The sequence below is a fragment of the Roseibium aestuarii genome (assembly GCF_008477545.1).
Lineage (GTDB): Bacteria > Pseudomonadota > Alphaproteobacteria > Rhizobiales > Stappiaceae > Roseibium > Roseibium aestuarii.
Genome location: NZ_VORA01000002.1, coordinates 103,726 through 117,602, shown reverse-complemented (window position 1 = coordinate 117,602; position 13,877 = coordinate 103,726). Strand labels below are relative to the sequence as shown.

At 61.1% G+C, this 13,877-nt stretch carries 8 protein-coding genes; all 8 read left to right on the top strand.

Annotated features, from left to right (window positions below; genetic code table 11):
* Window positions 1–95: 95 nt before the first annotated feature.
* Window positions 96–614, top strand: a complete 519-nt coding sequence (rplJ, locus tag FR728_RS09095; protein ID WP_149892389.1) for a 50S ribosomal protein L10 — start codon at window positions 96–98, stop codon at window positions 612–614.
* Between the two features lie 63 nt (window positions 615–677).
* Entirely contained in the window at window positions 678–1,049 is a 372-nt protein-coding gene (rplL, locus tag FR728_RS09090; protein WP_149892388.1) for a 50S ribosomal protein L7/L12, read from the top strand.
* 268 nt (window positions 1,050–1,317) lie between these two features.
* Window positions 1,318–5,457, top strand: a complete 4,140-nt coding sequence (gene rpoB, locus FR728_RS09085) for a DNA-directed RNA polymerase subunit beta (RefSeq protein WP_149892387.1) — start codon at window positions 1,318–1,320, stop codon at window positions 5,455–5,457.
* A gap of 109 nt (window positions 5,458–5,566) precedes the next feature.
* Window positions 5,567–9,766, top strand: a complete 4,200-nt coding sequence (rpoC, locus tag FR728_RS09080) for a DNA-directed RNA polymerase subunit beta' (protein ID WP_149892386.1) — start codon at window positions 5,567–5,569, stop codon at window positions 9,764–9,766.
* 120 nt (window positions 9,767–9,886) lie between these two features.
* Window positions 9,887–10,180, top strand: a complete 294-nt coding sequence (locus tag FR728_RS09075; protein WP_377176076.1) for a regulator — start codon at window positions 9,887–9,889, stop codon at window positions 10,178–10,180.
* A gap of 712 nt (window positions 10,181–10,892) precedes the next feature.
* The gene (rpsL, locus tag FR728_RS09070; protein ID WP_006936459.1) at window positions 10,893–11,264 is read left to right on the top strand and encodes a 30S ribosomal protein S12; all 372 of its coding nucleotides are present in this window, start codon (window positions 10,893–10,895) and stop codon (window positions 11,262–11,264) included.
* Between the two features lie 12 nt (window positions 11,265–11,276).
* The gene (gene rpsG / locus FR728_RS09065; protein WP_149892384.1) at window positions 11,277–11,747 is read left to right on the top strand and encodes a 30S ribosomal protein S7; all 471 of its coding nucleotides are present in this window, start codon (window positions 11,277–11,279) and stop codon (window positions 11,745–11,747) included.
* A 24-nt stretch (window positions 11,748–11,771) separates the two neighbouring features.
* The gene (gene fusA, locus FR728_RS09060; RefSeq protein ID WP_149892383.1) at window positions 11,772–13,847 is read left to right on the top strand and encodes an elongation factor G; all 2,076 of its coding nucleotides are present in this window, start codon (window positions 11,772–11,774) and stop codon (window positions 13,845–13,847) included.
* Window positions 13,848–13,877: the final 30 nt, after the last annotated feature.

Below are 13,877 nucleotides of genomic sequence, written 5' to 3'. Positions count from 1 at the left end.
GCGTCGTGCTGACGAGCGTTCCCGGGTTCGGGACCGCTCTGTCAACGCGGCAAAGGCAACCCGGTGGCGGCAACGCCACCAAATGGAGAAGGCAAGTGGAAAGAGCGGAAAAGCACGAGTTCGTGACCGCCCTCAACGAAGAGCTGGCAGGTACCAGCGTCGTTGTGGTCGCGCACTATGCAGGTCTTTCGGTTGCACAGATGACGGCCCTTCGTTCGGCCGTTCGTGACGCCGGTGGCTCTGTTAAAGTCGCCAAGAACCGCCTTGTGAAACTTGCCCTTCAAGGCACGGACCTGGATCACATCAGTGATCTCTTCGCCGGCCCGACGCTGATCGCCTATTCGGACGATCCGGTCGCAGCCCCGAAGGCGATCTCTGACTTCGCCAAGACGACTGACAAGCTTGTCATCCTCGGCGGTGCTCTGGGCACGACCAACCTGAACCCGGAAGGGGTCAAGTCTCTGGCTACCATGCCGTCGCTCGACGAGCTGCGTGCAAAGCTGGTTGGCATGATCCAGACCCCGGCGACCCGTATCGCCCAGGTTGTCAACGCACCGGCCGGGCAGCTTGCCCGCGTCTTCGGCGCGTATGCCAAGAAGGACGAGGCCGCATAAGGCGCCCCCAAAACTACACTGTCTCTGTAACCAATACTGGTTCGAACTTAAGGTACTAAGAAAATGGCCGATCTCGAAAAGCTCGTTGAAGAACTGTCTGCCCTGACCGTCATGGAAGCTGCTGAGCTGTCCAAGCTGCTGGAAGAAAAGTGGGGCGTTTCCGCCGCTGCTCCGGTTGCTGTCGCTGCTGCTGCTGCTGCTCCGGCCGCTGCTGTTGAAGAGCAGACCGAATTCGACGTCGTCCTGGCTGACGCTGGCGACAAGAAGATCAACGTGATCAAGGAAGTCCGTGCGATCACCGGTCTGGGTCTGAAGGAAGCCAAGGAACTGGTCGAAGGCGCACCGAAGGTCGTCAAGGAGCAGGTCTCCAAGGCTGAAGCTGAAGATCTGAAGAAGAAGCTCGAAGAAGCTGGCGCAAAGATCGAGCTGAAGTAATAAGAGGTTATCCTCTTTTCGTGACTCCGGCTCCGGCCGGGGTCACACCCTTGCCCCGGCGGGTTCTCCCGTTTCCGGGGTTTACGTCCCACTAGGGACTGTTGCCGTTCTCAGCGTCAGCAGTGAGCCCTAGACCCCATAGACCGATCTTCCACCTCTCGAGGGGTGGCCAGATCTTGGGAGACGGTTTTCCGAAGCGCCTGGGCAGAGCCCGAATGGATAAGGGGCGTTACGGACAGCCGTTACCCGGCCGATACGAGGAGCGACAATGACCCAAACGTTCAACGGTCGCAAAAAGGTCCGCAAGTACTACGGATCTATCCGCGATGTGGCAGCGATGCCGAACCTGATCGAGGTTCAGAAGGCATCCTATGACCAGTTCCTCCAGGTAGATGAAATGCCTGGTGGCGGTCGCCACAACGAAGGACTGGAATCCGTCTTTAAGTCGGTGTTCCCGATTTCCGATTTCGCAGGGACCTCCCTGCTGGAATTCGTGTCCTACGAATTCGAACAGCCCAAGTATGACGTCGATGAGTGCCGCCAGCGTGGCATGACCTTCGCGGCTCCGCTGAAGGTGACCCTGCGCCTCATCGTGTTCGATGTCGACGAAGACACCGGCGCCAAGTCCGTCAAGGACATCAAGGAGCAGGACGTCTACATGGGCGACATGCCCTTCATGACCGAAAACGGGACGTTCATCGTGAACGGCACCGAGCGCGTCATCGTGTCCCAGATGCACCGCTCTCCGGGCGTGTTCTTCGACCATGACAAGGGCAAGACCCATTCGTCCGGCAAGCTGCTGTTCGCCGCCCGCGTGATCCCTTACCGTGGTTCCTGGCTGGACATCGAGTTCGACGCCAAGGACATCGTCTTTGCCCGTATCGACCGTCGCCGCAAGATCCCGGTCACGTCCCTGCTGATGGCTCTCGGCCTTGATGCCGAAGAGATCCTCAACACGTTCTACACCCAGATCGAATACAAGCGCGACAAGGACGGCTCCTGGCGCATTCCGTTCGACGGCAAGCGTCTGAAGGGTGCCAAGGCCTCCTACGACATGATCGACGCCGACACCGGCGAAGTCGTGATCGAATCCGGCCGCAAGATCACCGCGCGCACCATTCGTCAGCTGGAAGACAAGGGTGTCACGGCGCTCAAGGTCACCGACGAGGACCTGCACGGCCAGTATCTGGCCGAAGACGTGGTCAACATGAAGACCGGCGAGATCTATGCCGAAGCGGGTGACGAGATCACCGGCAAGGTGCTGGAAGAGCTGGTGGACATGGGCTACCACGATCTGGCGATCCTCGACATCGACCACGTCAACACCGGTGCCTACATCCGCAACACGCTGGCTGCCGACAAGAACGAGTCCCGTGAGGACGCGCTCTTCGACATCTACCGCGTGATGCGCCCGGGCGAGCCGCCCACCATCGACACCGCCGAAGCCATGTTCGCTTCGCTCTTCTTCGACGAAGAGCGCTACGACCTGTCTGCTGTCGGCCGCGTGAAGATGAACATGCGCCTTGACCTGGAATGCGCCGACACCGTGCGCACCCTGCGCAAGGAAGACATCCTGTCCGTGATCAAGGTCCTGCTCGAGCTGCGTGACGGCAAGGGCGAGATCGACGACATCGACAACCTGGGCAACCGTCGCGTTCGCTCCGTCGGCGAGCTGATGGAAAACCAGTACCGCGTCGGCCTGCTGCGCATGGAACGCGCGATCAAGGAGCGCATGAGCTCCGTCGAGATCGACACGGTCATGCCGCAGGATCTGATCAACGCCAAGCCGGCAGCAGCTGCCGTGCGCGAGTTCTTCGGTTCCTCGCAGCTGTCCCAGTTCATGGACCAGACCAACCCGCTGTCCGAAGTGACCCACAAGCGCCGTCTTTCGGCCCTTGGCCCGGGCGGTCTGACCCGCGAACGCGCCGGCTTCGAAGTCCGCGACGTGCATCCGACCCACTATGGTCGTATCTGCCCGATCGAGACGCCGGAAGGCCCGAACATCGGTCTGATCAACTCGCTCGCGACCTTCGCCCGTGTGAACAAGTACGGCTTTATCGAAAGTCCGTACCGCAAGGTGAAGGACGGCGTCGTGACCAACGATGTGGTCTACCTCTCCGCCATGGAAGAGGCCAAGCACTACGTCGCCCAGTCGAACGCCGAGTATGACGCCGATGGCCGGTTCACCACCGAGCTGATCACCTGCCGTCACGCTGGTGAAAACGAAATGGTTCCGTCTGAAAAGGTGGATCTCATGGACGTTTCGCCGAAGCAGCTCGTGTCCGTTGCCGCATCGCTCATTCCGTTCCTGGAAAACGATGACGCCAACCGCGCACTGATGGGCTCGAACATGATGCGTCAGGCCGTGCCGCTGGTGCGTGCCGAGGCTCCGTTCGTCGGGACCGGCATGGAAGCCGTCGTGGCACGCGACTCCGGTGCAGCCATCTCCGCCCGTCGTGGCGGTGTGGTCGACCAGGTCGATGCGACCCGTATCGTGATCCGTGCGACGGAAGAGCTCGAAGGTGGCAAGTCCGGCGTCGACATCTACCGTCTGATGAAGTTCCAGCGTTCCAACCAGAACACCTGCATCAACCAGCGTCCGCTGGTGCGTGTCGGCGACGTGATCGGCAAGGGCGACATCATCGCCGACGGTCCGTCCACCGAGCTGGGCGATCTGGCTCTCGGCCGCAACGTGCTCGTCGCGTTCATGCCCTGGAACGGCTACAACTTCGAAGACTCCATCCTGCTCTCCGAGCGGATCGTGTCCGATGACGTGTTCACCTCCATCCACCTCGAGGAATTCGAAGTGATGGCCCGTGACACGAAGCTTGGTCCGGAAGAAATCACCCGCGACATTCCGAACGTTTCGGAAGAAGCGCTGAAGAACCTGGATGAAGCCGGCATCGTCTACATCGGCGCCGAAGTGCATCCGGGCGACATCCTGGTCGGCAAGATCACTCCGAAGGGCGAAAGCCCGATGACGCCGGAAGAAAAGCTTCTGCGCGCCATCTTCGGTGAAAAGGCTTCCGACGTCCGTGACACCTCCCTGCGTCTGCCGCCCGGCGTGGCCGGCACCGTCGTGGAAGTGCGCGTCTTCAACCGTCATGGTGTGGAGAAGGACGAGCGCGCGATGGCCATCGAGCGCGAGGAAATCGAACGCCTCGCCAAGGACCGGGACGACGAACAGGCGATCCTCGACCGCAACGTCTATGGCCGTCTGGCCGAGATGCTGCTGGGCAAGGTTGCCATCGGCGGACCGAAGGGCTTCAAGAAGGACAGCACCCTCGATGGTGATCTCCTGAACGAATACCCGCGGTCCCAGTGGTGGCAGTTCGCCATCGATGACGACAAGTTCATGTCGGAAATCGAGGCCCTGCGCGCCCAGTACGATGACAGCCGCAAGCGTCTGGAACAGCGTTTCATCGACAAGGTTGAGAAGCTGCAGCGCGGCGACGAGCTGCCCCCCGGCGTGATGAAGATGGTCAAGGTCTTCGTCGCCGTGAAGCGCAAGATCCAGCCGGGCGACAAGATGGCCGGCCGTCACGGGAACAAGGGTGTGGTCTCCAAGATCAACCCCTGCGAGGACATGCCGTTCCTCGAGGACGGTACCCATGTGGACATCGTTCTGAACCCGCTCGGCGTGCCTTCGCGCATGAACGTCGGTCAGATCCTCGAGACCCACCTGGGTTGGGCCTGCCGTGGCATGGGCAAGCGCATCGGCGAACTGTACGAGCAGTACAGGAAGTCCGGTGAAGTGGACCAGCTGCGCGGCAAGATCGTCGAGATCTACGGCGACAACCTGAAGGGCGACAGCGTCAAGGACTTCGACGATGAAAGCGTCGTTCGTCTGGCTGACCAGCTCAAGAAGGGCGTTCCGATCGCAACCCCCGTCTTCGACGGTGCACGCGAACCGGATGTCGTCGATGCGCTGAACATCGCCGGATACAAGCCGTCGGGTCAGTCGACCCTGTTCGACGGCCGTACCGGGGAAGAGTTCGACCGCCAGGTCACCGTGGGCTACATCTACATGCTGAAGCTCCACCACCTGGTCGACGACAAGATCCACGCCCGTTCGATTGGCCCGTACTCGCTCGTGACCCAGCAGCCGCTGGGTGGCAAGGCGCAGTTTGGCGGCCAGCGCTTCGGGGAAATGGAGGTCTGGGCGCTTGAAGCTTACGGTGCAGCCTACACGCTGCAGGAAATGCTCACCGTCAAGTCGGATGACGTTGCCGGTCGTACGAAGGTCTATGAGGCCATCGTGCGCGGGGACGACACCTTCGAAGCGGGCATTCCGGAAAGCTTCAACGTTCTCGTGAAGGAAATGCGGTCTCTCGGTCTCAACGTTGAACTTCAGCGTGTTGACCAGCCCCAGATCGAGGGTGAGCCGGCGGCCGACGCTGCCGAGTGACCTTCCAGGGCAGGGGCCCCGCCGGGGCCCCTCGGACCGAATTTTGACTTGCAATGCCGGGTTGGCGGGGAAACGCTCCCCGCAACCCGTGCATCGAAGGAGATAGACCATGAATCATGAGGTCATGAACCTGTTCAATCAACAGGCTCCGACGCAGACCTTCGACAGCATCCGGATCTCGCTGGCGAGCCCGGAAAAGATCATGTCCTGGTCTTACGGCGAAATCAAAAAGCCGGAAACCATCAACTACCGTACGTTCAAGCCGGAACGCGACGGCCTCTTCTGCGCGCGCATCTTTGGCCCGATCAAGGACTACGAATGTCTTTGCGGCAAGTACAAGCGCATGAAGTACAAGGGCGTCATCTGTGAAAAATGTGGCGTCGAAGTTACCCTGAGCCGCGTTCGCCGCGAGCGCATGGGTCACATCGAGCTCGCTGCTCCGGTTGCGCACATCTGGTTCCTGAAGTCCCTGCCGAGCCGCATCGGTCTGCTGCTCGACATGACGCTGAAGGATCTGGAGCGGGTGCTCTATTTCGAGAACTACGTGGTTCTCGAGCCGGGCCTGACCCCGCTGAAGCAGCATCAGCTCCTGTCGGAAGAAGACTATATCGCCGCTCAGGACGAGTATGGCGAAGATGCCTTCACCGCCATGATCGGTGCGGAAGCCATCCGTGAAATCCTCATGAGCCTCGATCTCGAGAAGGAGAGCGAGCGCCTGCGTGTGGAAATCGCGGAAGCGACCACCGAGCTGAAGCCGAAGAAGCTGGCCAAGCGCCTGAAGGTCATTGAAGCCTTCATGGAATCCGGCAACCGCCCGGAATGGATGATCATGACCGTGGTTCCGGTGATCCCGCCGGATCTGCGTCCGCTGGTGCCGCTGGACGGCGGTCGTTTCGCGACCTCCGACCTGAACGACCTGTACCGTCGCGTGATCAACCGTAACAACCGTCTGAAGCGTCTGATCGAGCTGCGTGCGCCGGATATCATCATCCGCAACGAAAAGCGCATGCTGCAGGAATCCGTCGACGCCCTGTTCGACAACGGCCGTCGCGGCCGGGTCATCACCGGCGCCAACAAGCGTCCGCTGAAGTCCCTGTCCGACATGCTGAAGGGCAAGCAGGGTCGCTTCCGTCAGAACCTGCTCGGCAAGCGCGTCGACTATTCCGGCCGTTCGGTCATCACCGTGGGTCCGGAACTCAAGCTGCACCAGTGCGGTCTGCCGAAGAAGATGGCGCTCGAGCTGTTCAAGCCGTTCATCTACTCCCGCCTCGATGCCAAGGGCTTCTCCTCCACGGTGAAGCAGGCCAAGAAGCTGGTGGAGAAAGAGCGTCCGGAAGTCTGGGATATCCTCGACGAGGTCATTCGCGAGCACCCGGTTCTGCTGAACCGCGCTCCGACCCTGCACCGTCTGGGCATCCAGGCCTTCGAGCCGACGCTGATCGAAGGCAAGGCAATCCAGCTGCACCCGCTCGTCTGCTCGGCCTTCAACGCCGACTTCGACGGTGACCAGATGGCCGTGCACGTTCCGCTGTCGCTCGAAGCGCAGCTGGAAGCGCGTACCCTGATGATGTCGACCAACAACATCCTGCATCCGGCAAACGGTGGCCCGATCATCGTTCCGTCGCAGGATATCGTTCTGGGTCTCTACTATCTGTCGATCATGGCAGAGAAGGAGCCGGGCGAAGGCATGGCCTTCTCCGACATCGGCGAGATCCATCACGCGCTGGCCAACAAGGTCATCACCATGCACACGAAGATCCGCGGCCGGTTCCGGTCCGTGGACGCGGACGGCAACCAGACGTCCGAGATCTTCGAGACCACCCCTGGCCGCATGCTCATTGCCGAGCTGCTGCCGAAGCACCATGAAGTGCCCTTCGACGTCTGCAACAAGCTGATGACGAAGAAGGACATCTCCAAGATGATCGACACGGTCTACCGTGCCTGCGGTCAGAAGGAGACGGTCATCTTCTGTGACCGGATCATGCAGCTCGGCTTCAAGAATGCCTGTAACGCCGGCATTTCCTTCGGCATGGACGACATGCAGATCCCGGAAACCAAGCAGAAGCTGGTTGCCGAGACCGCTGCCATGGTCACCGAGTACGAGCAGCAGTACAACGACGGTCTGATCACCCAGGGTGAGAAGTACAACAAGGTCGTTGATGCCTGGGCGAAGTGCACGGACAAGGTCGCCGACGAGATGATGGCCCGCATCAAGGCGGTCCAGATCGACGAGGAAACCGGTCGCCAGAAGCCGATGAACTCGGTCTACATGATGTCCCACTCCGGGGCGCGTGGTAGCCCGCAGCAGATGAAGCAGCTGGCCGGGATGCGCGGTCTGATGGCCAAGCCCTCGGGCGAGATCATCGAGAACCCGATCATCTCGAACTTCAAGGAAGGCCTCTCGGTTCTCGAGTACTTCAACTCCACCCACGGCGCCCGTAAGGGTCTGGCCGATACGGCGTTGAAGACCGCGAACTCCGGTTACCTGACCCGCCGTCTGGTGGACGTCGCCCAGGATTCCATCATCCTTGAACCGGATTGTGGCTCCGAGCGCGGCATCACCGTGGCTGCCATCGTCGACGCCGGTAACGTCATTGCCTCGCTGGGCATGCGCGTTCTGGGTCGTACGACCGCCGAAGACGTCTATGACCACGCAAGTGGCGAGATCATCGTGCCGAAGGGCAAGTTGATCGACGAGAAGGACGTTGACGCGATCGAGGAAGCCAAGGTCCAGCAGATCAAGATCCGCTCGGTTCTGACCTGTGAAACCGAAACCGGCGTCTGCGCGACCTGCTACGGTCGTGACCTGGCGCGCGGTACTCCGGTGAACATGGGCGAAGCGGTGGGCGTCATCGCGGCGCAGTCGATCGGTGAGCCGGGGACCCAGCTGACCATGCGTACCTTCCACATCGGCGGTACGGCTCAGGTGGTGGACTCGTCCTTCATCGAGAGCAACGTCGACGGCAAGGTTTCCATGCGCAACCGTTCGGTTGCCCGCGATTCCGATGGCAATCTCATTGCCATGGTCCGCAACATGTCCATCGTCGTCACCGACAGCGATGGCAATGAGCGTGCCGTTCATCGTGTCACCTACGGCTCCAAGCTGCATGTGGACGATGGCGATGCGGTCAAGCGCGGCCAGCGTATCGCCGAGTGGGATCCCTACACCCGTCCGATGCTGGCGGAAGTGGATGGCGTGGTCGATTTCGAAGACCTCATCGATGGTGCTTCCGTTCAGGAAACCGCCGACGAGGCGACCGGGATCACCAAGCGTGTCGTCATCGACTGGCGTTCCAACCAGCGCAGCCAGGACCTCAAGCCGGCGATCGTCATCAAGGACGCCAAGGGTGCTGTCTCCAAGACGGCCCGTGGTTCCGACGCCCGCGTGCTTCTGTCCGTGGATGCCATCCTCTCGGTTCAGCCGGGTGGTTCGGTGAAGGCCGGTGACGTGCTGGCCCGTATCCCGCTGGAAAGCGCCAAGACCAAGGACATCACCGGTGGTCTGCCACGCGTTGCCGAGCTGTTCGAAGCCCGTCGTCCCAAGGATCACGCGATCATCGCGGAGATCTCCGGTACGATCCGCTTCGGCCGCGACTACAAGGCAAAGCGCCGCATCATCATCGAGCCGTCCGAAGAGGGCATGGAGCCCGTCGAGTACCTGATCCCGAAGGGCAAGCACTTCCACCTGCAGGAAGGCGACGCCATCGAGAAGGGGGAATACATCCTCGACGGCAACCCGGCACCGCACGACATCCTGGCGGTCAAGGGCGTGGAGGCACTGGCTGCCTACCTCGTCAACGAGATCCAGGAAGTCTACCGTCTGCAGGGCGTGACCATCAACGACAAGCATATCGAGGTGATCGTTCGCCAGATGCTGCAGAAGGTCGAGATCACCGAGCAGGGTGACACGGAGTTCTTCCCGGGCGAGCAGATCGACCGGATCGACTTCGAGGAAGCCAACCAGAAGGCGATCGACGCAGCCCGCGACCCGGCCAAGGCCGTTCCGGTTCTGCTGGGGATCACCAAGGCGTCGCTTCAGACCCGCTCGTTCTTCTCCGCGGCCTCGTTCCAGGAGACCACCCGCGTCCTCACGGATGCAGCGGTCAACGGCAAGGTCGACCCGCTGGTCGGTCTGAAGGAGAACGTGATCGTGGGTCGCCTCATCCCGGCCGGTACCGGCGGTGTGATGAAGCGGATCCGCAAGATCGCGACCCATCGCGACGACCTGATCCAGGAAGCCCAGCGTCAGGCCGCTTCGGCCTCTGCCGCAGAGGGTCTTCTGGAAGACATGAGCGGCCCGGCCGAATAAGGCCCGGGTTGGCACCAGACACTGCGAAAGGCCGCCTCCGTGCGGCCTTTCTGTTAGGATGATGACCGAACCCGTGGGGCTGCCTCAGGCGCCCCCTGTGTGGGGACAGGAAAGATGAGCATGAGCAACGACAACGACGAGACCATCGAGCCGACCATCTACATTCTGGTGGGCCGCGTGTGGGAGGAAGAAGACGGGGACGCGGAGACTGCGATCCCGGTTCACATCCTGCTGCGGGCAGCCGATGACGATGATGCGGTCCGCCGCAGCCTCAACGCGCTCTCCGAGGAAGGCTTCGTCGAGGCCGAGCTGGACCAGATCGGCGTCATGGACGGGGAGCCGGACGAGGACATCTATGAAGCCGCCTATGACGATGCGCTTGCCGGCAATGTCTCGGTGATCCGCTTCGGATGAGGCTCCGGCGCCCCGGGGAACGGGGCAGGTTCTGCGAAAGAGTTTCGGCCTCCGGTGAGCCCCCGTCAGGGACGTGCCGGAGGCCGTTTCGTGTCCGGTGAGGGAAGGGGGCGCATGTTCGGGAGCGATCGGATCGGGACCGCAAGCGTCCTTCCGCAAGGGAGGGGGCGGCGCGATCCGGCGGGCCACCGGGCCGGTAGGCCAGGAAATGGAATCGAATCCGGCATCTCCTGTGTGCCCCGCTCTGATTCACCTTGTTAAGCAGCGGTTTACCTTCATGGCGGCAGCTGGGGACGGTGCGCGAAAGAATGTTTCGCCGGTTGCTGTCGCCTCGCATCATTCGTTCGTTTTTGCGCGGGAAAATCCGCGGAAACGCGCGGAATTCTCCCTGGGTGCCCCATTTCGCAAATTCGGAATAAAGGACTTGACGCAAAGGGGGGACATGAGTAGGTTCCGCCCATCCCGAAGGCAGGCGGTAAGGCCAGCAAGCGTCCAAACGCACCCTAGCGCAGGACGGAAGACACCTTAAACGCTGCCGGGTTCAGATAGGCGAATTAAGCGTCGATTGCATGACCGCGGCATCCCCGTGGTCCTCTGGGTTCGCAGCGCCGGCCGCTCTCAAAGGAGCGTGCGGGCGCGATTCTGCATGTGCAGTGTCAGCGATACCCCAATCGCAAACGAATTTTTGGATGGAAGAGGTAAAGGGCACAGAATGCCGACCATCAACCAGCTGATCCGCAAGCCGCGGAAAGATCCGCCGAAGCGGAACAAGGTGCCGGCCATGGAGGCCTGCCCGCAGAAGCGTGGTGTTTGCACCCGCGTCTACACGACGACGCCGAAGAAGCCGAACTCGGCTCTGCGTAAGGTGGCCAAGATCCGCCTCACCAACGGCTTCGAAGTGATCGGTTACATTCCGGGTGAAGGTCACAACCTTCAGGAACACTCCGTGGTGATGATCCGCGGCGGCCGCGTCAAGGACTTGCCGGGCGTGCGCTACCACATCATCCGCGGCGTGCTCGACACCCAGGGCGTCAAGGACCGCAAGCAGCGCCGTTCGAAGTACGGCGCGAAGCGTCCGAAGTAAGAGGTACGATAGATGTCTCGTCGTCACCGCGCTGAAAAACGCGAAATCAACCCGGATCCGAAGTTCGGGGATATGGTCGTCACCAAGTTCATGAATTCCATCATGTACGACGGCAAGAAGTCGACCGCCGAGCGCATCGTTTACGGTGCCTTCGACGTGATCGCCAACAAGACCCGCGAGAACCCGATCGAGGTGTTCCACGCTGCTCTTGAAAACGTGATGCCCCAGGTTGAAGTGCGCTCCCGCCGCGTCGGTGGTGCAACCTACCAGGTACCGGTGGAAGTCCGCGCTGACCGTCGTCAGGCTCTGGCAATCCGCTGGCTGATCACGGCTGCCCGCAACCGCAACGAGACCACCATGGTGGATCGCCTGTCCGGCGAAATGCTCGATGCGGCCAACAACCGCGGTACCGCCGTCAAGAAGCGCGAAGACACGCACCGTATGGCTGATGCCAACCGGGCGTTCTCGCACTATCGCTGGTAATCTGGACTCGGAAGGGCTGACGCTATGGCGCGCACGCATAAAATCGAGGACTACCGTAACTTCGGCATCATGGCACACATCGATGCTGGCAAGACGACCACGACCGAGCGGATTCTCTACTACACCGGTAAGAGCCACAAGATCGGCGAAGTGCATGATGGCGCAGCCACCATGGACTGGATGGAGCAGGAGCAGGAGCGTGGCATCACGATCACCTCTGCTGCAACCACCGCTTTCTGGAAAGAAAAGCGCCTGAACATCATCGACACCCCGGGCCACGTGGACTTCACCATTGAAGTCGAACGTTCGCTCCGCGTGCTCGACGGTGCAGTTGCTCTTCTCGACGCCAACGCCGGTGTCGAGCCGCAGACGGAAACCGTGTGGCGTCAGGCTGACAAGTATCATGTCCCGCGCATGATCTTCGTCAACAAGATGGACAAGCTTGGTGCCGATTTCGACCGCTGCGTCGAAATGATCAAGACCCGTCTTGGCGCAACCCCGCTCGTCATGCAGATCCCGGTCGGTGCCGAAAGCGAATTCGCTGGCCTGGTCGATCTTCTGAAGATGAAGGCCCTGATCTGGCGCGACGAAACCCTGGGCGCTGCCTGGGACGAAGTCGAGATCCCGGCTGACCTGGTCGAAAAGGCCAAGGCTGCCCGTGACACGCTGATCGAGACCGCCGTCGAGATCGACGAAGCTGCGATGGAAGCCTACCTGGAAGGTGAAGAGCCGACCAACGAACAGCTGCAGAAGCTGATCCGCAAGGGCACCATCAACAGCGCCTTCGTTCCCGTGTTCTGTGGCTCTGCCTTCAAGAACAAGGGCGTGCAGCCGCTGCTCGACGCCGTCGTCGACTACCTGCCGAGCCCGGTCGAAGTGCCGGACATCAAGGGTATCGACCCGAAGACCGAAGCAGAAGTCCTGCGCAAGTCTTCCGACGAAGAGCCGCTCGGCATGCTGGCGTTCAAGATCATGAACGACCCGTTCGTCGGCTCGCTGACCTTCTGCCGCATCTATTCCGGTGTTCTGAACAAGGGCGTGACCCTGCTCAACACCGTGAAGGAAAAGCGTGAACGCGTCGGCCGCATGATGCAGATGCACTCCAACTCCCGTGACGACATCGACGTTGCCTATGCAGGCGACATCGTGGCCATCGCAGGTCTGAAGGACACCACCACTGGCGACACCCTGTGTGACCCGCTGAAGCCGGTGATCCTGGAGCGCATGGAATTCCCCGAGCCGGTGATCGAGATCGCCGTCGAGCCGAAGACCAAGGCCGACCAGGAAAAGATGGGCCTCGCCCTGAACCGCCTGGCTGCCGAAGATCCGTCCTTCCGCGTGAAGACGGACGAGGAATCCGGTCAGACGATCATCGCCGGCATGGGCGAACTTCACCTGGACATCATCGTCGACCGCATGCGTCGCGAGTTCAAGGTGGAAGCCAACATCGGTGCTCCGCAGGTGGCCTACCGCGAAACCATCACCAAGTCTGCCGAAGTGGATTACACCCACAAGAAGCAGTCCGGTGGTTCGGGTCAGTTCGCTCGCATCAAGATCACGATCGAACCGGCAGAGCCGAATGCAGGCTTCGTGTTCGAGAGCAAGATCGTCGGTGGTTCCGTGCCCAAGGAGTACATCCCGGGCGTGTCCAAGGGTATCGAGTCCGTCATGTCGTCCGGTCCGCTGGCCGGCTTCCCGATGCTCGACATCAAGGCCACCCTCATCGATGGTGCCTACCATGATGTGGACTCCTCCGTTCTGGCCTTCGAAATCGCCGGCCGCGCCGGTTTCCGCGAAGGCATCCAGAAGGCTGGTCCGAAGCTCCTCGAGCCGATCATGAAGGTCGAAGTGGTGACCCCGGAAGACTACATGGGCGACGTCATCGGCGACCTGAACTCCCGTCGTGGTCAGATCGCCGGCACGGAAAACCGTGGCGTCGTCACCGTCATCACCGCAATGGTGCCGCTGGCCAACATGTTTGGCTACGTGAACAACCTGCGCTCCATGTCCCAGGGCCGCGCCCAGTACTCGATGGTCTTCGACCACTACGAGCAGGTGCCTCAGGCCGTCGCTGAAGAGGTTCAGGCGAAATACGCCTGAACCCCACCCTTCAAGTGAACAAGAATTAGA

What these genes read in the sequence shown, in the direction of transcription:
- rplL (WP_149892388.1), top strand. Translation starts at nt 678, where the DNA reads ATGGCCGATCTCGAAAAGCTCGTTGAAGAACTGTCTGCCCTGACCGTC.
- rpoB (WP_149892387.1), top strand. Translation starts at nt 1,318, where the DNA reads ATGACCCAAACGTTCAACGGTCGCAAAAAGGTCCGCAAGTACTACGGA.
- rpoC (WP_149892386.1), top strand. Translation starts at nt 5,567, where the DNA reads ATGAATCATGAGGTCATGAACCTGTTCAATCAACAGGCTCCGACGCAG.
- FR728_RS09075 (WP_377176076.1), top strand. Translation starts at nt 9,887, where the DNA reads ATGAGCAACGACAACGACGAGACCATCGAGCCGACCATCTACATTCTG.
- rpsL (WP_006936459.1), top strand. Translation starts at nt 10,893, where the DNA reads ATGCCGACCATCAACCAGCTGATCCGCAAGCCGCGGAAAGATCCGCCG.
- rpsG (WP_149892384.1), top strand. Translation starts at nt 11,277, where the DNA reads ATGTCTCGTCGTCACCGCGCTGAAAAACGCGAAATCAACCCGGATCCG.
- fusA (WP_149892383.1), top strand. Translation starts at nt 11,772, where the DNA reads ATGGCGCGCACGCATAAAATCGAGGACTACCGTAACTTCGGCATCATG.